Raw genomic sequence first — 19,785 nt, 5'->3', positions numbered from 1 at the left:
TGGTAGGTAAATTATTGACCAGTAATCTTTGCATAAGGCAAGAAATCAAAATTTCAGGAATTGCTATAAGAAATTAAAGCACTTAGCTAAATTTCTTTATTGCCTCATCACTCACAGGAGTAAAAAAATTAATTAAATTCCCGTCCGGATCACAGAACAGGAGCGACCGGTTTCCCCAGGGCATAGTTGTAGGCTCCTGAATGATATCATTGGTAAGAGTTTTAATTCTTTGATAGGATTCATCTACATCGGGAACCAGAAACTCGATGATTGTATTTTTATTTCCTACCGGTGTTGCGGGGTTTCCGCCAAACAGCTTCATGGTCCTGAGGCTTCCGATAGCAATGGTAATCGTACCGGCAGAAAGTTCTGCAAAATCTTCTGTATACCATCGGGCCGTTAATCCGGTTACTTTTTCATAAAACTGAACGGATGGTCTGATGTCTTTGGTAATAACTCTTAATGATGTAAGTTTCATACTGTTTAAAATTGTATTGTTGAATAATTTTAAACAAAGGTAGAGTAGGGCAATGACAACAGCATGTCAGTAGTCTTTTCATAGATTGTATATAGAAGCTCAATGGCAGTATTGGGAATTCAAAAACACAGTCCAAAATGTAATGTAAGGTCCGGAGAAAAATTTTCTCCGGAGCCGTGTTATCAAGGATATTTCCAAAAGGTGGAATATCCTTTTAAATCTATGGAGTGGTCTGCTGGATGATAAAACTTTTATTACTTTGGGTATGCGCAGAAAAATATCCCAGAGCACCGTTGCTGATATTGCTGGGGGGATTGGCCGGAGTTACCCCGCTGCCATTGCCGGAGATATCAAGAAGGGCACTGTAATAGGTAAATATAGAATTATCAATGCTTTGCATCTCTACATAAATGGTGTCTCCCGCTACCACCTCATGATCTGCACCATCATTATCATCATTCGGAAGCATGAGTGGACGTTGATTAGGTAATCCGTTGTTGAGGTTATCTGAAAATACACTAATATATTTTTTAGACAGGTCATTGATTGTAAAACTGAACAGGTAACGGTTTCCTAACATTACAGGATCGGTAAAAATGGGCAGGAGTGTATAACTCATTTTATCCCCGAATTTAAAAGAATCCTGTGCAAGACCTTCAAAGTCTACTGCTTCCGGCATGGTACTTTGAGCAATATATTGCTGTCCTTCCGCCTGTACCTTAAGTGTATAGGTTCTTCCTGATACCCCTATAAAGGTTGAGGTCTGATATTTTCCGTCACCAATGTATTGTAAGGTTTCTGTTTGGCCTGTATTATCACTTAGAATGACCTGTGCATCGGTTACTGCAGGATACTGATTCTGCTGGTTAACAGCTACAGATTTTGTAATTCTTACGGTGTATGGACCCACCTGGTCGGTTACATTGCCCTCAATGACAATCCTGCCACTTTGATCAGCCAGATCCAGGTCAATTTCTTTCTGGCATGAGATAACTAAAAACAGGGATAATATAATAAAAAATGGATTTTTCATGATTTAAAATTTGAAATTATAAGTGATGTTAGGTACCCAGCGGAATAAAGAAGTTTGCATGGCACGGGTTGTTCCCGGGTTATCCGGATTGTCTTCGAATTTGATGATGTAGGCATTCTCACGGCCATACAGGTTATAAATTCCAAAAGTCCATGAGCCACGGAATCGTTTATTGGATTCCGGTTCGTATGTTGCACTCAGGTCCATTCTGTGGTAAGCAGGCATTCTGTCTGCATTTCTATTGCTGTATTGGAAAACAGTCTGGCCGTTCAGTTCATATTTCCCGGTAGGGAAGGTTACGGCATTTCCTGTGCTGTATACAAACAATCCTGAGACAGACCATTTAGGATTCAGCTGATAAGTTGCTACCACAGAAAGATCATGGGTTTTGTCCATTCTGGCATTATACCAGTCATTATTATTGATCCCGTTGATTTTTCGTTCTGTTTTAGACAGGGTGTAGGAGATCCATCCTGTAAGCTTTCCGCTTTTCTTTTTGGCAATAAGCTCAAGACCGTAAGCCCTTCCTTTTCCGAATAGAAGTTCACTTTCTACATCAGCGGCTGTATCAAAAGTGATCTGGGCGCCGTTTTTAAAATCGATCTGGTTCTGCATGGATTTGTAGTAGATCTCGGCATTCAGCTCATAATTGTTATTGTTGAAATTTCTGCTGTATCCCAGACTGATCTGATCTGCAATTTCAGGCTTTACCGTATAGCTGCTTCCGATCCACTGGTCTGTAGGGTTGCCGCTGTTGGAATTGCTTAAAAGATGCAGATTCTGGGTATTGCGGGAATAGGCTCCTTTCACACTGCTCACCTCATTGATCCGGTAGTTTGCCGAAATTCTGGGCTCAAGATTGGCATAGGTTTTTCCGATTTTACCTTTTTCAAGAAACCTGCTGCCGGTAAGCACCCCGTTTTCATAAGTATTAAATGTATCACCTCCCAGAATACTGAACATGGAAAGCCTGGCTCCATAGTTGATTGTCAGCTTTTCCGTAGCTTTAAAATCATCATTGATGTACAATGCATTTTCCCATGATTTTCTTGGATTCCTCGGAAAACTGCTTACGCTTGTTCCTGAAGCACTGCTTGGGGTAATGGTATGATAAATCGACTGAAGACCAAAACGGACCGAATGTTTGTTTCCGGCAAACCAGGTGAAATCCTGCTTTAGATTCCAGTCCTGTATTTTTGAATTCAATCCGAAAGTATTATTGTTACTCTTCAGACTGATTTTGTAATCATAATTGCTGTAGATAAATGAGGTATTGGAAAATAATTTGCTGTTGATAATGCTGTTCCATCTCAATGTAGCGGTGGTATTTCCCCAATCTGTAGAAAATGTATTTCCTAATCCCAGAACATCCCTCCCGAAATATCCTGAAAGATAAAGCCGGTTATTTTCGTTAATCTGGTAATTGGCTTTCAGGTTCAGGTCATAAAAGTATAATTTGTTGTCTTTATAATCTTTATTTGTTTTAAGGAATAGATCCGCATATGTTCTTCTTCCCGAAACAATGAAAGAAGACTTTTCCTTTTGAATAGGTCCTTCTACACTTAGCCTGCTGCTGATTAACCCGATTCCTCCGTTGATATTATAGTCTTTATTATTTCCGTCCTTCATCTTCACGTCAAGTACTGAAGAAAGCCTCCCTCCGTATTGGGCGGGGCTGTTTCCTTTAATAATGCTGGCATCTTTTAAAGCATCACTGTTGAAAGTACTGAAAAAGCCCAGTAAGTGTGAGGCATTATAAACCGGGGCTTCATCCAGTAGGATCAGGTTCTGGTCGGTGGCACCACCTCTCACGCTGAATCCGCTGCTTCCCTCACCGTTGCTTTTAATACCCGGCAATAGCTGTATAGTTTTCATTACATCTTTTTCTCCGAAAAGAACAGGGAGTTTTTCTATATTTTTAATACTTAATGTTTCAGCCCCCATTTGAGCTGATGTCAGGTTTTTGTCCTTTTTAATACCGGTAATAATTACTTCATCAATTGATTTTGATACCTGTTCCTGCTGGCTGAGCAGGAGATCCTGTTTGATATTCTGATTGACCGTAATCTGCTGTTCAAAATCCTGATAACCAGGATAAGAGATTATGATCTTGTAATTCCCTTCCGGTAAAGACAGGGAATAAAAGCCATATTCATTGGCGATCACATTAATAGAAGGATCTTCAGCTACTTTTACACTTACTCCGATCAGAAGTTCTCCGTTTTTTTGATCTTTAACGGTTCCGCTGACCTGGTATTTTTGTTGGGCTATAGCCCAACTGCTGATACAGAAGGCGGCTGAAGCGGCAGCAATTTTAAAAAAAGATGTTTGCATTGAGTTTATTTTTTACACGAGTAGAAATCCCTTCAATATCAGTTATAGTTTACTGGATTAGTTGGTGAAAAGAAAGATTAGTTACATATAAAGCGTTAATTATGAAATAAATGCACTTGAAAATGCTTTTTTCAGTTCAATATACATGTATTCCTATGGCTATCGATTCAAATATTAGCCTTATATTGTTGTAAAAAATTGTCAGAAACAGTATATGGGACAACTAAAGAAATGGCTTGTAAGCAATGGGTCTACAGTGGTTTTAGCTATCCTGCTGATTGTATTGCTTGTAAATCCCGATGCCAAAGCATGGCTGATGAGGCAGGTTGCTTCCACCGGCCTGCTCAATTCCAGTATGTCAGAGCCTGGAAATAAAGATGATAAAGGTGTATCAGAGATTTCATATGCAGATTTTCCCCTGATAGATGAACAAGGGAAAAATATATCAGATTGGAAAGGGAAAGTGGTTTTTATCAATTTTTGGGCGTCATGGTGCCCTCCATGCCGTGCTGAATTTCCCTCTATCCAGAAATTTTATGAAAAATACCGTTCCCATCCGGACCTGATTTTCCTCACAGTAAACCTGGACGATAATCCGGCAGCGGGAAAAGCATACCTGAAAGAAAAAGGATTTACAGTTCCGTTTCTGACTCCCGCAGGTTCTGTTCCAAAAGAAATTTACGACGGATCACTGCCTACTACAGTAGTTTTGGACAAGCAGGGGAAAATCCGGCTTCGGCATACAGGAGTTGCAGACTATAGCAAGGATTCTTTTTATAACGGAATTGATACATTATTAAAGTAGATACAGCAACCTGAAGTGTGAATGTTGTTTTTTTGTATATGGTAGAGAATGAAATAATGAATTCCTACACCTTATTTTCTTTCCATGAGAAAGAAGATTATTATTTTTCCGTGATCGATAAACAGGGAATCATTTTTAATAAATTTCAGCTTTCCGGATACAGGGATACTCCTGTCAGAAATAACTGCATTCCCATTAAAGAAGAATTTTCTGAAGAGCATCATCTGCATCTGGATGATTTCCTTCACCAATACGATCTGTATACATGCTATACAGGAGGTGTAGGTGATCTGTTTTCGAAAAAGCCGTTCTTGCCCTGAGGGAAGAACTACAGGGAGAAGTTGAATTTATCCCATGTATGCTGAAAGGCCGGCCCGTACCTGTATATGCAGAGTAATCTAAATCATACCAAATATCATTTTGAAATTTTTCAAACAAAATAAGAATTCGGCTTGCTATGAATCCATTTAAAATAATGTCGATTGAAGCGATAGAAACAGAAATTTTAAAGGAAAAAAGAATCCTGCAAAACTTTCCAAAAACCGTTGATTTTCCTTTTCCTGACCGGTATAAAAGTCTGGTTACTTCAATAAAAACCAGTGAAATTGCTTCAGAAGCTATTTTATACAGTTCTGTAGAAGCTGTGAATGAAAATAAATCACTTCAAATGCCGGATTACTGGTGTTTTGCAGGTAACGGACAAGGAGACCGCTGGTTTTTTGATCCGGATGGAAATGTTTTGTTTTATGATCATGATGATGAAAAACTTCAGCCGATGAATATCAATTTTGGACAATGGCTGCAAATGGCATTTATTATTCAGCAGCTGGATGAATATTCGGATGAATACGATGATATCCCGGAAACCGTTAAACAATATTTTTATGAAACTTTACATATCCTAGATCCTGCATTAAGTGAAAATTATCCTTTTACAGTGTAGTGGTTTAATCTTTTATGATCCGTAGAGTGCAAATGCCTTCCGGGTTTTGAGGGTTTTTCTTACATTTATCATAAACAAACAATATTATCGCTTATGAATATTCAGCTTTTTTCAAAAAATGCATTAGTAGGAGCGGCCACACAAGGGATAGGTGCCGGAATTGCCACTGAACTGGCAAAATGTGGAGCCAATGTAACGGTAATGTCGCGTAGCGAAACAAAACTTCAGGATTTTGTGTCTTCATTGCCTGTTGTTCATGCTAATCAGAAACATCAATATCTTGTAGCTGACTTTTCTGATTTTGAAAACTATAAAAAAGTGATTCGTGAATATTTTCATAATAACTCCATAGATATTCTGGTCAACAATACCAATGGGCCCGAGCCGGGACTGGCATTAGATAAAATACCGGAGGATTATCAACAGGCATTTGACCTCCTTTTTAAGACCGTCTGTGAAACCACCCTCCTGGCTTTGCCTTATATGATCGCAAAAAATGAGGGACGGATTATCAATGTTTCTTCTCTGTCAGTCAAAGAGCCTATAGGCAATCTGGCACTATCCAATTCCATTCGTTCAGCAGTAATCGCGTGGGCAAAAACCCTGTCTAATGAAATAGCACAACATAATATTACCATTAATAATGTTCTGACCGGCTATTTTGATACGGAAAGAATACAAAACCTGATTCAGCATGAAGCCCAACAAACCGGAGGATCTGCTGAAGCCATCAGGAAAGCCAGGGAAAATAAAATTCCGATGAAAAGATTAGGAAAACCTGAAGAGTATGGACATCTTGTAGCTTTTCTGGCTTCGGAATATGCCGCCTATCTTACAGGAGCAAGTATTCCTCTGGATGGAGGCCTGAATAATACCTATTAAGTTTGAAGATCAGTTGGCAGGATTCCTGAATATTGTACTGCTTTTTCTAAGATCGGAAGGCCTGGACCGGGTAAATTCGTGAAACGTGTCACTAAACGCACTGATGGAGCTGTAACCGACATCATCGGCAATTTCACTGATGGATTTATCCGTATTCAGAAGCAGTTCGATAGCCTTGATAATCCTCAATGTTTTCAGATACTGAAGAAAAGAAATATTCATATCTGCTTTAAACAGGCGGGACATGGAACGCTCACTTAATCCGAACCGGGAGCTTACATTGGCTAAAGTATGCTTTTCGCCGATATTCCACTCAAGGTAAGAAACTATTTTGATCATCTGCTTGTTGTGGGTGGCAGGGAGAATAATTGGTAAAGGCTGTTGATGCGTTTTGGGGAGAATTTTTTTTAAGGCAACTAAAAATTCAAAGTTTTCATCCCCGGAAGTCACATGTTTTTTCGTCCCATATTTCTGTGTATTTAATCATCTGAATCAGCAATTCTGATGCAGGATAGATCCCTAATCTGCCATAAAAAGGATCTGAAACATCATCATAGGCATAGAAATAAAGTGAACGAAGCATGGTAGCAGAGTGGCCGATTTCAAGGATGTGTTCCATTCCCTGAGGAATCCAGAAAAAATGCCGTGCTGGTACCACATAAGTACGGTTATCAATGGTAATATAGGCGATGCCACCTTCTACATAACTTAACTGACCTTTGGTATGCTTGTGGAACGGGATCAGTTTTTCAGATTTTTTCGTGCATCACAAAGACACTTTTTATCATGCTGATCGATATGCGGAAGTGTAGCGATTAATCCCATACAAAGAACTTAAATAATATCAGAATGCAAATATAATCATTTGGCCGGAATCATGTAAAACTTGACTATTTTAGATAAAAATATTTTCAGGATTGCCGATAAATTTGCACTGCAATAATTCGAAAAATTCAGATGAAAATTTATCTCACCGGACTGCTGTTGCTGGGTATTATCTATAGCATACCGGCCCAGGCAGGCAGTCTCCGAAATGATACCATCCGGCTCTCTCTAAAAGACGCATGGCAAAGAGCTGAAGAAAACAGCCGTTATATTAAAATCAATACCATCAATACAGATATTGCAGAAGCGGAAGTAAAAGATGCCAAACGGGAAAGATTACCGGAAATAGGAGTGAAAGGTTCCATTGAAAAGGCTTCCAACATCCCTATCTATGAAAACGGAATCTTTTCCAGACCGGTCCAGCATGAAGTAATTCACACCCTTTACAGAGCCGGAGCCGACTTTTACCTCAATATTTATGAAGGAAATAAACTCAATCTTAAAATCAAAGAAAATCAGACGCTTCAAAAAATTAAAAATATAAGGAAAGAACAGTCAGTTTCCGATATCCATTACAAAACAGCCACCCTTTATCTTGAACTTCAGAAAACTTTAATTTTCCGTAACCTTATCAGGCAGGATATTGCTGATCAGCAAACACAGCTTAAGGAAATACAGGCCCTTTACAAAAACGGGGTGGTATTAAAGACAGATGTTTTAAGGGTAGAACTTGAACTTTCCAAACGGAAAATGGCCCTGATGACTATTGAAAACGATATTCTTATCGCCATGCAAAAGCTGAATATTATCCTGGGGATTCCTGATGACCAGATTGTTATTCCTGACGCTCCGTTCAGTCAGTGGGATGAAAATACAACATATAAGGAATATCTGCAACTGGCGCTGGATCATTCTTTTGATTATCATGTTTCTGAACAGCAGACAGAACTCAGCAAAATTAAACTAAAGCAGGTAAAAGCGAATGTAAGCCCTAAAATTGGTTTGTATGGCGAGTTTTACTATGCTAATCCGCAGATTTTCCTGTATCCTTATAACCCTTATTGGTATTCATTAGGAATTGTAGGTCTGAAAGCTTCTTTTTCCATTTCATCGCTGTATCATAACACACAAAAGGTAAAAGCTGCCGCCCTGGAGTTTGAGAAAGAAGAAGAGACCCATAAGGATACGGAAGATAAAGTGAGGCAGCAGGTGAAAGAAGCGTATCTGCGATACCAGGAAGCCCTTGAGCAGATCAGGGTTGCAGAAACCAATGTAACCCAGGCCAAAGAAAATGCACGGATTACCAAAAATACCTATTTCAGCCAGACTTCTTTAATCACAGATCTGCTGGATGCAGATATACAGCTGCTTCAGACAAAATTTGAACTGGAAGCGGCAAAAATTATGGCACAAAACAATTATTATTTATTACAAAACATAACAGGTACTTTATAAACAATGAAAAAGAAATATACGCCTACTGACCGTTTAATTACCAGGATTACAGGTTGGGTTTCCCTTTTTATCGTAGCAGCATTGGCGGTATGGGGCGGATTTACACTCAGAAACTATTCTAAATATGAACAAACCAACGATGCCCAGGTACAGGAATATGTAAATCCGATTATTTCCAGGGCAGGCGGGTTCATTGTCGCGGTAAAGTTTGAAGAGAATCAGGAAGTTAAAAAAGGGGATACCCTCCTGGTCATTGATAACCGTGAATATATTCTCCAGCAGAAACAAACCCAGGCAGCCCTTCAGAAAGCCAGGGCGGAGCTGAAAGTATTGGAAAGCAATACCAGTACCACAGAGAAGCAGGCGGCTTCAGCCCGGGCCCAGGTAGCTGCCAATAAAGCGAAAGTCTGGAAACAGCAGCTTGATTATAACCGCTATGAGAAACTCTACAATGAAGAATCGGCCACCAGGCAGAGGCTGGAAGATGTAAAAGCCACTTTGGAGGTGAATGAGAATGATTATAAGTCTTCACAGGATATCTATGCTGCTTCTGTATCCAAAATAAACGATATCCAGGCCGAGAAAACGGTTGTTCTGGCTGAGATTGCAAGACTGGAAGCTTTACTGGACCGCCATAAGCTGGATGTAAGCTATACAGCTGTTACAGCAGCATATGATGGTAGGATGGGGAGAAGAACCGTTGAGGTAGGGCAGATGATTGAAGCCGGAGAAACACTGGCTTTTATCGTCAATAATGAAACGGATAAATGGGTGGTGGCCAATTATAAAGAGACCCAGATTAAGGATATGCATATCGGAGACCATGTAAAGATTGTAGCCGATTCTTATCCCGACAGAGAATTTCAGGGAACCATTATTTCTTTATCTCCAGCTACGGGATCAAGTTTTTCGTTACTGCCGCCTGATAATTCTACCGGAAATTATGTGAAAATTGTACAGCGTATTCCCGTAAGAATTCGCGTGGATGGAAAAAGAAAGGATATTGATGTCCTGAAAGTGGGGATGAATGTAAATGTATATGCCCGTAAAAAGCATTTCAATGGCTAGAAAAATCCCGATTTTTAAACGCTGGGCACCTGAATGGCTGATCAAAATCATTCTTTTCTCCATGACCTTACCCGGAATTATTATTTTCTTCCTGCCATTGGCGAATAGTAATGCAGCGGCAGGATACTATGGCAGTGAGCCGGCAGACATCCAGTTTGCAGTAGCTTTGTTTTATGCGGGATACGTAGGGTTCTATAGCCTGGAAAGACGGTTCTTCAGTTTCCTGGCCGCCAAAGAATACTTTTTGATCTTTACAACATTACAGATTATGGCTTGCCTGATCTGTTATTATACCCATGAAATATATATTCTTTTTCCGGTGCGTTTTCTTCAGGGGATGTTGTTTGCCGGAAATGTAAATCTTTCACTTACTTTAATATTTACAAGATTGAGTAGTGAAAGAGGCAGGGAAATCAGTTTTTCAGTATTCTTCGGAATCCTTCTCTGTGCTTTACCTTTTAATAACCTGATTACTGCAGACCTGATCGATTCCTATAATTTTAATATCGTTTACAAAACAGCCATTTTTTCGTATTTGCCGGGGCTTATTTTTCTGACCCTCACCATGAGTAATTACAGGCCGGAAGCAAGGTTCCCGCTTTATAAGCTGGACTGGGAAAGTTTTGTCCTCTTTAGTATCATATTGGTATTGATAGGTTATATCACTATTTACGGTCAGGAGTACTATTGGCTGGAAGATAGAAGAATCCTGGGAAGTGTTGTTGGAATTGTATTATTGGGAGGTATTTCTGTATTTCGTCAATATGCAATTAAAAGACCTTATATAGATTTAAGGGTGTTCAGATACCGTAATTTTAAAGTAGGACTGCTTATTCTTTTCATTATGTATATCTGTCGTTTTGCTTCAGGGATTACCAATAATTATTTTGCAACGGAACTGCATTTGGATCCTTTCCACATCTCCTATATCAATATCTTTAACCTTTCCGGGCTTATATTGGGAGTGATTATTGCCTGTTGTATGGTATTACAGAAGAAAAAAATACAATACCTCTGGGGCCCGGGGTTCCTGATGCTGTTTGCCTTTCATGTGATGATGTATTATTCTTTTGATGTTCAGGCGGATGAGTTCAATTATTTTATTCCTTTATTTATCCAGGGACTGGGAGTAGGCTTGATTATGGTTCCTACTATTATTTTTATCATTTCGTCAGTTCCTGCTTCCATTGGACCTTCCGCTGCAGCAACTGCATTGGCCGTAAGGTATCTTGGATTTTGCACCAGTATTGCTTTGATTAATTTTTATGAACTTTTTGAAAAGAGTCGCCATTACAATGCTTTCCAGGATCACCTGACCACAATAGATCCTGCTGTGAAAAGCTTTCTCCACACGCAAACCGCTAAACTTACAGCAAAAGGAATGTCTGAAGATCATGCAGCAAAAGCAGCTGAGAGACTATTGCTGGGCAGGATAAACGTTCAGAATCATGTACGTTTTGCTATGGACTATTATGAAATAATGGGCTGGCTTCTTTTTGCTTCTTTATTATTGATTCTTCTTTTTCCCTATCTGAACCGCACGGTTTTATATTTAAGATCCCGTAAATTATCTCCTGCCTAGCCAGTCCTGAGGTGATGATTCCGGTTTTACATTAGAAAAGTATAGCTGTTTAGCTGTTTTTTTATAGAGTGCTTTGAGGCTGCCTGCAAGGCAGCCTCTTTTTTATGAGAGTGGGTTAACGTTTTTCCAGATTGTTCCTTATTTTAAATACCGGTAGAGAAGTTCCAAGGTTCACATGCTTTGAAAGTTTTTTTCTCAGATAAATGTAATTATTAGAAAAGAATTACTCACTTCATATTATGGACGAAGCTGAATAATTTGATACATAAAGGGATAAGTCCCAGTGAAATAATAATGAAAAGAGTGACACGGACATAGTTAAGCGTTTGCCATAGCGAAACCCTGGATGACAGGTCTTCCGCAACACCGGGAGATTCAGCAGTTTTTTGGAAATAAATAATATGTGGGGCAAAATATACCAATGTCCATATCCTTACGGCAATGTGTGCTACCAATAAAATCAGAAGCCAGTTTCTTACAGGTAGAATTTTCCAGCAAAAAATAATAGCAAGAATAAAAGCTATTTCATGCAGGGAATGGAATATAATCCAAAAGAACTTCAGACTTGCTCCCTTTCCGTCTGATAATAGTTTAAAATTATCAGGTGGCGAAAATGTCCATTTGGGAACGAAAACAAAGGTTTCAAAGATTTGAGCCCCATTCATAAGGAAATAAAGCAATGTGGTAATACAGAGCCATATTTCTGCGCGTGTGGCGTAAGTGGTTGTTAAACTTTCCATGGTTTTGTTATGTATTGTTTAATTGATCGGCTGTTTCTTTCATGATGGCTGTTGCTCCTTTGAAATACCGCTCGATAATGTCTGTTTCCGCTTCTGAAAAGGTCGAAATAAGCTGAATGGTTTTCTGTTGCAGTTCATCGAAAATCGGACCCAGTAATTTCATGCTGTTTTCCCTATCAGGAATGATAATGACTTTTCTTCTGTCTTCCCGGATAAATTGCCTTTTCAGTAATTCCTTTTTTTCCAGACGATCTATCAGGCCGGTTACCGCACCGGTTGTAAGTCCTGTCAGTTTTGCAATCTCCCCTGCAGTTATAGTGTTATATTGCAGAATCAGCCCTAAATATTTATGGTCCGCATTGGATAAGCCTGCCTTCCTGGCAATAGCTTCATGCATAAAAATGGAAGCATCCGAATATTGTCTGCTGGCTTCCCGGAATTGTTTCAGCCTGTCTTTATTCATTTGTTTTAGTATTAAAGTATCTTAGTTGCTAAGATATTATTTATTTTTGATTCATCCAAATTGAAAATAAAATATCTGAAGACGATTAGGAAAAAAGGAGAGGAACTCTTATGAAAAAATAAAAATGTAATTATTTTATAAACAGTTGTTTAATAAAATAAGACGAAAAAAAATAACAAAAACTTGCCGGAAAGTTTGGATTTAAAGGGGATTTCTCTATCTTTGCAGTCCCTTAAACACAGGGATTTCTGACAAAATCAGGTAAAGTGCGACTCGGTAGCTCAGCTGGTAGAGCAATACACTTTTAATGTATGGGTCCTGGGTTCGAATCCCAGCCGGGTCACTAAGACGGACAAGACATTTTTAATGCTTTGTCCGTTTTTTCGTTTTGCCTTTTAAATGTAATGCAAAAAAAAGATTTTTTTATATCTTATATTGTATGATAAGGGGACAAGCGCAAAAATTGTGGTCTTATAACATTTAGATCTATTTAATTTTTAAAATTCACGTAAGATTTCTTTTTGATTACTCTTTATTTTAAGGACTTTGCATGCGATTAATCAGCAACTATGCTGCCTTCTTTGCCTACTTGAAATGGAACATTATTTTTTTTTAAACTTTGCGTGAAAAACGATCTCAATAATTTTGACGCTAATCAATAATGAACAGAATTTTTTTATATTCAGACTCAATTTATTATGTTCCCAACTTTTGATCCTGATCCAATGATAAGTGCAAAAGACACCTAATCATTCCTGCCCTCCAATTTTTAAACCTGATCTTATTTTTTTTTGTCATCAACACTTAAAAGACATTTGTTATTAACCAATATATTTAATTGAGATAATGTTGTATTTATAAAAAGTGAAAAAATGATGAATTTTTTTCCTATTGATCACCTATAAATTCCTTCAATAGTGAAATGTATTAGTCTATATGTGTTTGTAATATAACTATATATAATGTAGTAAAAAATCATTACACTGTGACAAAATATGTTTTTTTTCTTTGCAGTTTCAAAAATTACATATAAATTTGCCTTGAAGAAAATATACAACACAACCAAATATGATTCCCATGAAAAAAAAGTTATTACTATTGGCATTTTGTTATAGTGCTCTTTGTTTCTCCCAGGTTGGTATTGGAACCGCTAGCCCGCATTTAAGTACGGATTTAGAGCTGGCTTCTGCTAATAAAACCTTACTGTTGAATAGAGTTCCCAACACTGCTGCTGTTGCTAATCCGGTTAATGGTATGATGATTTATGATCAATCAGAAGAATGTGTAAAAGCATATCAGAATGGTAAATGGTCTAATTGTCTTGGAAAAGGGCTGACTGGAAAAAAAGCATTGGCTAATCCGGTATCATTATTATGTACTTCTGCTACTGTATCTCCTAATCCGGTTGCAGGCCAGGCATTTAAAGGAACTTTAACAATTCCTTATACAGGAGGAAATGGTGGGCGTTATGAGGCACAGTCTATTCAGGCCAATGGATTAACTGCTTTTTTGCCCGCCGGAAACTTTGCTGTAGGAAACGGAAGCTTACAGTATTCTATTACCGGAACCCCGGACAAGACCGGAAATATCACATTTAATACCATTATTGCAGGAAATACCTGTTCTGTTGTTTCTAAATAATGTAATAGATATTTTCCGGTGACCAGTTTCAAGCCATTGAATATCTTTATCTTTAAGTCAATCAATATATACCCGGCATTACCTTGATTCATTTACAAGGTGTATGTATTGTATCTAATACAGGTATTTTCAGAATCTGTTTACTGGAATTTGCTATTCTTTATTTCATTGCAACTTCAATGAAAGATATTTATATAGACAAATTTTATTAAACCACAACAAAAATTCAACATGAAAAAAAAAGTTCTTATTACCTATTTACATTTGTATTAGCTCTTTTTCCATTGCACAGGTTGGGATTAATCAACCTAATCCTCATTTAAGTGCTGACCTTGAACTGGGGTCTACCAATAAGAGTTTATTACTGAACAGAGTTCCTAATACAGGAGTGATTAATAATCCGGTAAACGGAATGTTGATCTATGATGTATCAGAACAATGTGTAAAGGCTTTTCAGGGAGGAGCCTGGTCACAATGTTTCTGGAAAGAAAATCCTGCTTTTGCTTTAAATTGCGGAGCTGCTACATTTACTCCTAATCCTGCAACACAGGGACAATCTTATACAGGAACGTTGACGATTCCTTACACAGGTGGTGACGGAAGCGCTTATGCTGCGCAAACCTTCCAGGCTAATGGTTTAACTGCCACATTGGCAGCAGGTACTTTTGCAGTAGGAAATGGAACGTTACAATTATCTGTTACTGGTTTTCCTATTGCTTCAGGAAGTGCGACATTCAATGTTACCGTGAATGGAAGTTCGTGTCCGGCTCTTACTCTTCCGGTAAATCCGGGAACGCCTATAATCCCAACAAACATAACGTTAGAAGGCAGATATTTTATAGCTTCTGTGTATGATCAGGATTATTCACCATTTACTACCCCTACAGGCCCTGCTACTACTGCCAGACCTGTGGCTGCTGACGGAATTCCTGAAACACTGGTTGATCTGCAGGGGGTAATTCCTACTTCAGGGCTTACAGTTTATATTCCTGCAACAGCTACCGGAAGCGGTACTGTGGGAGCATGGAGCCAGACCATTAATATAGATCCTAATCTTACTGAAGATGGTATTTCAAGAAATATTACTCTTTCATGGAACTCCCAGTCGTATAATGCTACCACGAAGTCAATTACTGCTACTCTGAAATCTGAAGTCGGAACATTAAATGCCCGTAAGCTGGATGTAAATGCTGGAATCGGAAATGATTACCTTGGAGTATTACTAGGAAAATTCTTACTTCCTAATTCAGGAGTTCAAAAAGGATATGAAGTTCGTATCATCGCTGCTATTCCGGATAGAATGTTTAATGAGCCTGATGTTCAGGGGAATTTTAATCATAATTTCCTTTATCTTCCAATACAGGCTGAAGATAATAATGTATGGCTAAACCATAACTTAGGAGCAGATTATACCAATGTGAACGGACCCAACTTTAATCTTGGGCAAAAAGCGACATCTTCATCAGATTACCGTGCCTATGGATCATTATTCCAGTGGGGAAGAAGGCCTGACGCCCATGAACTGATTAACTGGACAGGGCCAAACAGTGGAACTCCTGCTAATGGTACTACCGGAGTAAAAAATGATGTACCTCCTAATCCATTATTTATTGCAGTGGGTGGAGATTGGAGAGTAAATCCTAATTCGAATTTATGGGATAATTCAACATCTACCAATAATCCGTGCCCTGTAGGATTTAAAGTTCCAACCAGAGATCAGTTGACAAACTACCTGAACATGAATGTATTAAATGGAGCTTCCGGAGCTTCTGCAAGTAAATTGGGCTTAACAGTTCCGGGAATACGGGATGCAGGACAAGGAACATTATCATCTGTATACACAGGACAACAAGGATTTTATTGGAGCAGCACTACTGATGCTGTTGCGAACCCTGCTGCTTATGTCCTTCAGATTCCAACATTTGGAACAGCTAATACAACTAGTGGATCTTCCAAATCACAAGGAAATTCAGTTCGTTGTATTAAAGAGTAAAAAATATCATTGAAATACAATTATTGAAATAGCGGCCAACATTGTTGGTTGCTATTTTAAATAAATATTTTTAAAGAAACATATTTAATAGATAATTCTCATTCTCTGGTGAGTCTGGATAAAAGTTATATTAACTTGGAGTATTGATCTGATCAGTACTTCGGGTTATTTGCTTTGATTTAATAATGTTGCTGAAAAGCATCTATACTCACTTAATTCTAATATTCATTCTTATATGCGGAGCTTGTTATTAACGGCTTTAAGGATTCTCTTTTTTTTTAATCAATAGGATGACCTGCAATCTGATCAGAAAGAATTCAAAGCGATGAAGTGAATAAGAACTTACCTAAACCTAACCTAATCTAATGTACCGTCTCCCGGAATATATTGCTATGAAGCTAACTCCATATCAATCTACCTTCTATAACGAATGGATACTGAATCCATCCAGAAGTGACTACAATATTATCTTTGACCAGTCTATGTCCGGATATGTTGATATCCAACGGCTGAACTCAAGCTTAGTCAGATTTGTTAACAATAACTTACTGTTGAACAGTAATGTTGTAAGTGAATCAGAAAATCTGGTCTGGAAGCGCAGGCCTTTGCTTTCTGAAGATACACAAATAGTAACATTTATTGCCGAAGAACCCGGCGATGATGAAATTTTACAACTTGCCTTACAGCCTTTTGATTTAGAAAAAGAGCAGTTAGCCAGATTTTATGCTATTAAACTGAATAATGGTGGATACAGAATTATTCATATATTTTCCCATATTCTTGTTGACGGATTAAGTGCAAACAGTATTTACGCTGAACTCAGCGCTTTTTACAATGATCTTAACTATGTAAATCCTATCAGCCTCACAGAACAGAAAGAACGATACGAAAAACTGAGAAATCAGCTTGAAGATATCCTTACAAAAGGAAAAGCAAAAATGTCCGAATTCTGGAAATCAGAGTTAAAAGAAGTTGAAAATATTGGTTTTAAATTTTTACAAACCGCAGATTCACTCCTCCTTGATTCCCAGGAAAAAGAACATGCCCTGATCAATCCTGTCAGTGAACTCCGTTTTCATTTTCCGGAATCAGTATTTCTTAAAGTAAGACAGCTGATCTCGAAATATAAGCTGACTCCATATACCTATGGACAATTGGTTTTTGCTGTTTTATTACATAGAATTTCAGGAGTTAATGATTTGGTAATCAATTATCCTGTTGGGATTACAGAGGGCCAGGATTTTATCTTTGGTGCTCATATTAATACGATTTTAAAAGGATACAGGTTCGGGCAGAAGACTTCTCTTCAGGATCTTATCCATCAAAATATAGAATATAACAATCAATTAAAGACAAGCAAAGCCAGATATCTGCCTATTGAAGAGCTTATCAGCTATGCACCAACTTCCAATATATTAGAATTTGGGTTTGTTCAAACCAGCCTTAAGGATGTGGTTATTCACTATGAAGGCGCCAGTAATGTGATCATTAACAGTGATCTGAATGTAGATTTAGTTGGAACGCTGTCATTTGAACAGGAAGTAAGGGATGGTCAGATTAATTATAAGGTCCGGTACGCAAACCAGAAGCTTGATGCGGAATTGATAACCAATTTTGTAGAGATCTATCAGAGGTTGTTTATTGAAATACTGGAAGATTTATTGGAAGGAAATGCAAACAAACTCATTTCCCAATATGAACTTTTAAATGAGAATTCTTATCAAAAAGTTATAGATGCCTGGAATACAATAGATAATAATCATCAGGATCATAAAACAATTCATAAAGCGTTTGAAGATCAGGTTTTAAAAACCCCAGATGATACTGCATTAGTCTATCAGGAGGTTAAACTCACTTACCGGGAGCTTAATGAACGTTCAAACCGTTTAGCGCATTATTTAATCAATACTTTTGATCTTCAACCCGATGAATTGGTTCCATTATGTCTGGAAAGATCAGAAAATATGTTGATTGCAATTTTAGCAGTATTGAAATCCGGAGCTGCTTATGTTCCTATGGATCCTTCCTATCCTGTAGACAGAATTGAACATATTCTCAAAGATACGAAAGCCAGAGTCGTTATTGGAGAAGAGGATACGATAGAGAAAGTAAACCACCTTTCTGTACAGTGTCTTTCCTTAAATGATTTGAATTTCAGTATTCTAATGAATTCGCAGGAGTTCTCAAATCCTGTAACCGGGGTTTCTGCAGACAATCTGGCTTATGTAATTTATACCAGTGGAACTACAGGACTTCCGAAAGGAGTAATGGTAGAGCATCAGAGTGTTATCAATGTAGTGGATGGTGTAAGAGAAGCATACGGCTTTTCTGAAGGGGAAAAAATAACAGCCTATACTTCTTATGTTTTCGATGTTTCCGTATCTGAATTTTTTAATGCTTTATTATATGGAAATGAGCTTCATTTATTGGATGAATCAACTAAAAAAGATGCAGATCTGATAAGCAGATATTTGCTAGACAATGAGATCGCTTATACCTATTTGCCGCCGGTAATGTTATCTGTTTTACCGCGAGTAGATTATCCTTCGGTGAAAGGTTTCCTGTATGCAGGAGAACCCTGTGATTATGAGACAGGAAAATATTGGTCGGAAAAAAAAGGTGCTTTATAACCTCTACGGTCCTACAGAAGCAACTATTTATGCGATATACAAACAGATAGAGCATGGGGATGTTCATGTTATCGGTAAGCCTGTAGGAAACAGTTCCGCCTACATCATGGATGCTTGCCAGCAGTTGTCACCGGTAGGAGCCGTTGGAGAATTATATCTGGGCGGAGCAGGCATTGCAAGAGGGTATCTGAATCGTCCTGACCTCACTGAAGAACGTTTTATCAAAAACCCTTTCCAGACTGAAATCCAAAAACAAAAAGGAGTAAACGGGAGATTATATAAAACCGGGGATTTAGTTCGATGGCTTCCTGATGGAAATATAGAATACATTGGCAGAAATGATTTTCAGGTAAAAATAAGAGGGTACAGAATAGAATTGGGAGAAATTGAGGAAAGATTATCTCAGCATCCTGATATCAAGCAGTCTGTGGTTTTAGCCAAAGAAAATAATACAGGAATGAAATACCTGGCAGGGTATTATGTTTCTGAAGAAGAACTGGATGCCGAAAAGCTGACAGAATATTTATCAGAAACATTGCCTGAATACATGGTGCCAAGTGTTTTTGTACAACTAACAGCTTTACCATTAACCATTAATGGAAAATTAGACAGAAGACAGCTGCCTGAACCTGAATTCAGTGGAGAAAGAGAATATACAGGTCCTGAAAATGAACTGCAAGAGAAACTATGTAATATTTATGGGCAAACTTTAGGACTTGAACCCACCAGCATTGGTATTCATGATGATTTCTTCCGGCTTGGGGGAAATAGTATTATGGCGATTAAACTCATCGGTAAGATCAAACAGGAGCTTGAAATTCCGGTCAATGTATCGATGGTATTTGGACATAAAACAGTGGCTTCATTATCTCATATACTTGATAAAAATAATGTTGTTTCTCAACCTGTAATC

16 protein-coding genes, 1 tRNA gene and 1 pseudogene are annotated in these 19,785 nt (G+C 38.2%); 11 read left to right on the top strand and 7 right to left on the bottom strand.

Annotated features, from left to right (window positions below):
* Positions 1-82: 82 nt before the first annotated feature.
* The 3 genes from HX13_RS12145 to HX13_RS12135 all read right to left on the bottom strand — a co-directional run bounded on the left by HX13_RS12145 (position 83) and on the right by HX13_RS12135 (position 3,845).
* On the bottom strand, positions 83-478 hold the full coding sequence (locus HX13_RS12145; protein WP_050021280.1) for a VOC family protein: 396 nt from the start codon (positions 476-478) through the stop codon (positions 83-85).
* Positions 479-698: 220 nt separating this feature from the next.
* On the bottom strand, positions 699-1,511 hold the full coding sequence (locus HX13_RS12140; protein ID WP_050021279.1) for a DUF4249 domain-containing protein: 813 nt from the start codon (positions 1,509-1,511) through the stop codon (positions 699-701).
* Between the two features lie 3 nt (positions 1,512-1,514).
* Positions 1,515-3,845 carry a TonB-dependent receptor gene (locus tag HX13_RS12135; protein WP_050021278.1) on the bottom strand — a complete coding sequence of 777 codons (2,331 nt, stop codon included), beginning with the start codon at positions 3,843-3,845 and terminating at the stop codon, positions 1,515-1,517.
* A 214-nt stretch (positions 3,846-4,059) separates the two neighbouring features.
* Between HX13_RS12135 and HX13_RS12130 the strand changes: the two genes are divergently transcribed.
* From HX13_RS12130 to HX13_RS12115, 4 genes are all read left to right on the top strand, one after another.
* The gene (locus HX13_RS12130; protein ID WP_050021277.1) at positions 4,060-4,650 is read left to right on the top strand and encodes a TlpA family protein disulfide reductase; all 591 of its coding nucleotides are present in this window, start codon (positions 4,060-4,062) and stop codon (positions 4,648-4,650) included.
* Positions 4,651-4,706: 56 nt separating this feature from the next.
* Positions 4,707-4,970: a hypothetical protein gene (locus tag HX13_RS12125; RefSeq protein ID WP_128572384.1), complete on the top strand. Its 264-nt coding sequence runs from the start codon at positions 4,707-4,709 to the stop codon at positions 4,968-4,970.
* A 155-nt stretch (positions 4,971-5,125) separates the two neighbouring features.
* Complete coding sequence (locus HX13_RS12120; RefSeq protein WP_128572383.1) at positions 5,126-5,593, top strand: SMI1/KNR4 family protein; 468 nt, start codon at positions 5,126-5,128, stop codon at positions 5,591-5,593.
* Positions 5,594-5,686: 93 nt separating this feature from the next.
* Positions 5,687-6,475, top strand: a complete 789-nt coding sequence (locus HX13_RS12115; protein ID WP_050021274.1) for an SDR family oxidoreductase — start codon at positions 5,687-5,689, stop codon at positions 6,473-6,475.
* Between the two features lie 9 nt (positions 6,476-6,484).
* Here the strand turns inward: HX13_RS12115 and HX13_RS24245 are convergent, their stop codons facing one another.
* Both HX13_RS24245 and HX13_RS24240 read right to left on the bottom strand, forming a co-directional pair.
* A complete protein-coding gene (locus HX13_RS24245; RefSeq protein ID WP_238555275.1) occupies positions 6,485-6,925 on the bottom strand; it encodes a helix-turn-helix domain-containing protein in 441 nt (146 codons plus the stop codon).
* Positions 6,909-7,166, bottom strand: coding sequence for a hypothetical protein (locus tag HX13_RS24240; protein ID WP_238555311.1), 258 nt, complete (start codon positions 7,164-7,166; stop codon positions 6,909-6,911). Before HX13_RS24240 ends, HX13_RS24245 begins: the two co-directional genes overlap by 17 nt.
* A 266-nt stretch (positions 7,167-7,432) precedes the next feature.
* On the opposite strand from HX13_RS24240, the gene HX13_RS12105 reads away from it, so the two are divergent.
* From HX13_RS12105 to HX13_RS12095, 3 genes are read left to right on the top strand one after another with little or no spacing between them, the layout of a single operon-like run.
* Positions 7,433-8,755: a TolC family protein gene (locus HX13_RS12105; RefSeq protein ID WP_050021273.1), complete on the top strand. Its 1,323-nt coding sequence runs from the start codon at positions 7,433-7,435 to the stop codon at positions 8,753-8,755.
* Between the two features lie 3 nt (positions 8,756-8,758).
* On the top strand, positions 8,759-9,823 hold the full coding sequence (locus HX13_RS12100) for an HlyD family secretion protein (protein WP_050021272.1): 1,065 nt from the start codon (positions 8,759-8,761) through the stop codon (positions 9,821-9,823).
* Positions 9,816-11,405 (top strand): beta-carotene 15,15'-monooxygenase, encoded by a 1,590-nt coding sequence (locus HX13_RS12095; protein WP_050021430.1) that lies wholly within the window; start codon positions 9,816-9,818, stop codon positions 11,403-11,405. Before HX13_RS12100 ends, HX13_RS12095 begins: the two co-directional genes overlap by 8 nt.
* 227 nt (positions 11,406-11,632) lie before the next feature.
* On the opposite strand, the gene HX13_RS12090 is transcribed toward HX13_RS12095, so the two are convergent.
* On the bottom strand, positions 11,633-12,145 hold the full coding sequence (locus HX13_RS12090; protein ID WP_050021271.1) for a hypothetical protein: 513 nt from the start codon (positions 12,143-12,145) through the stop codon (positions 11,633-11,635).
* 7 nt (positions 12,146-12,152) lie between these two features.
* On the bottom strand, positions 12,153-12,608 hold the full coding sequence (locus tag HX13_RS12085; protein ID WP_050021270.1) for a MarR family winged helix-turn-helix transcriptional regulator: 456 nt from the start codon (positions 12,606-12,608) through the stop codon (positions 12,153-12,155).
* 270 nt (positions 12,609-12,878) lie between these two features.
* Between HX13_RS12085 and HX13_RS12080 the strand changes: the two genes are divergently transcribed.
* From HX13_RS12080 to HX13_RS12065, 4 genes and pseudogenes are all read left to right on the top strand, one after another.
* Positions 12,879-12,951 (top strand) — tRNA-Lys (locus HX13_RS12080).
* 734 nt (positions 12,952-13,685) lie between these two features.
* Complete coding sequence (locus HX13_RS12075; RefSeq protein WP_128572381.1) at positions 13,686-14,249, top strand: hypothetical protein; 564 nt, start codon at positions 13,686-13,688, stop codon at positions 14,247-14,249.
* Positions 14,250-14,637: 388 nt separating this feature from the next.
* On the top strand, positions 14,638-16,242 hold the full coding sequence (locus HX13_RS12070) for an FISUMP domain-containing protein (protein ID WP_050021268.1): 1,605 nt from the start codon (positions 14,638-14,640) through the stop codon (positions 16,240-16,242).
* A gap of 365 nt (positions 16,243-16,607) precedes the next feature.
* Positions 16,608-19,751 (top strand): annotated as a pseudogene (locus HX13_RS12065) (non-ribosomal peptide synthetase); the annotation flags it as partial.
* Positions 19,752-19,785 lie beyond the last annotated feature (34 nt).

Origin of the sequence: Chryseobacterium sp. P1-3 (assembly GCF_000738495.1) — a bacterium.
Lineage (GTDB): Bacteria > Bacteroidota > Bacteroidia > Flavobacteriales > Weeksellaceae > Chryseobacterium > Chryseobacterium gallinarum.
This window is presented reverse-complemented; position numbering and strand designations above follow the sequence as displayed.

Coding starts and splice junctions, on each gene's coding strand:
- HX13_RS12145 (WP_050021280.1), bottom strand. CDS start 478: ATGAAACTTACATCATTAAGAGTTATTACCAAAGACATCAGACCATCC.
- HX13_RS12140 (WP_050021279.1), bottom strand. CDS start 1,511: ATGAAAAATCCATTTTTTATTATATTATCCCTGTTTTTAGTTATCTCA.
- HX13_RS12135 (WP_050021278.1), bottom strand. CDS start 3,845: ATGCAAACATCTTTTTTTAAAATTGCTGCCGCTTCAGCCGCCTTCTGT.
- HX13_RS12130 (WP_050021277.1), top strand. CDS start 4,060: ATGGGACAACTAAAGAAATGGCTTGTAAGCAATGGGTCTACAGTGGTT.
- HX13_RS12125 (WP_128572384.1), top strand. CDS start 4,707: ATGAATTCCTACACCTTATTTTCTTTCCATGAGAAAGAAGATTATTAT.
- HX13_RS12120 (WP_128572383.1), top strand. CDS start 5,126: ATGTCGATTGAAGCGATAGAAACAGAAATTTTAAAGGAAAAAAGAATC.
- HX13_RS12115 (WP_050021274.1), top strand. CDS start 5,687: ATGAATATTCAGCTTTTTTCAAAAAATGCATTAGTAGGAGCGGCCACA.
- HX13_RS12105 (WP_050021273.1), top strand. CDS start 7,433: ATGAAAATTTATCTCACCGGACTGCTGTTGCTGGGTATTATCTATAGC.
- HX13_RS12100 (WP_050021272.1), top strand. CDS start 8,759: ATGAAAAAGAAATATACGCCTACTGACCGTTTAATTACCAGGATTACA.
- HX13_RS12095 (WP_050021430.1), top strand. CDS start 9,816: ATGGCTAGAAAAATCCCGATTTTTAAACGCTGGGCACCTGAATGGCTG.
- HX13_RS12090 (WP_050021271.1), bottom strand. CDS start 12,145: ATGGAAAGTTTAACAACCACTTACGCCACACGCGCAGAAATATGGCTC.
- HX13_RS12085 (WP_050021270.1), bottom strand. CDS start 12,608: ATGAATAAAGACAGGCTGAAACAATTCCGGGAAGCCAGCAGACAATAT.
- HX13_RS12075 (WP_128572381.1), top strand. CDS start 13,686: ATGAAAAAAAAGTTATTACTATTGGCATTTTGTTATAGTGCTCTTTGT.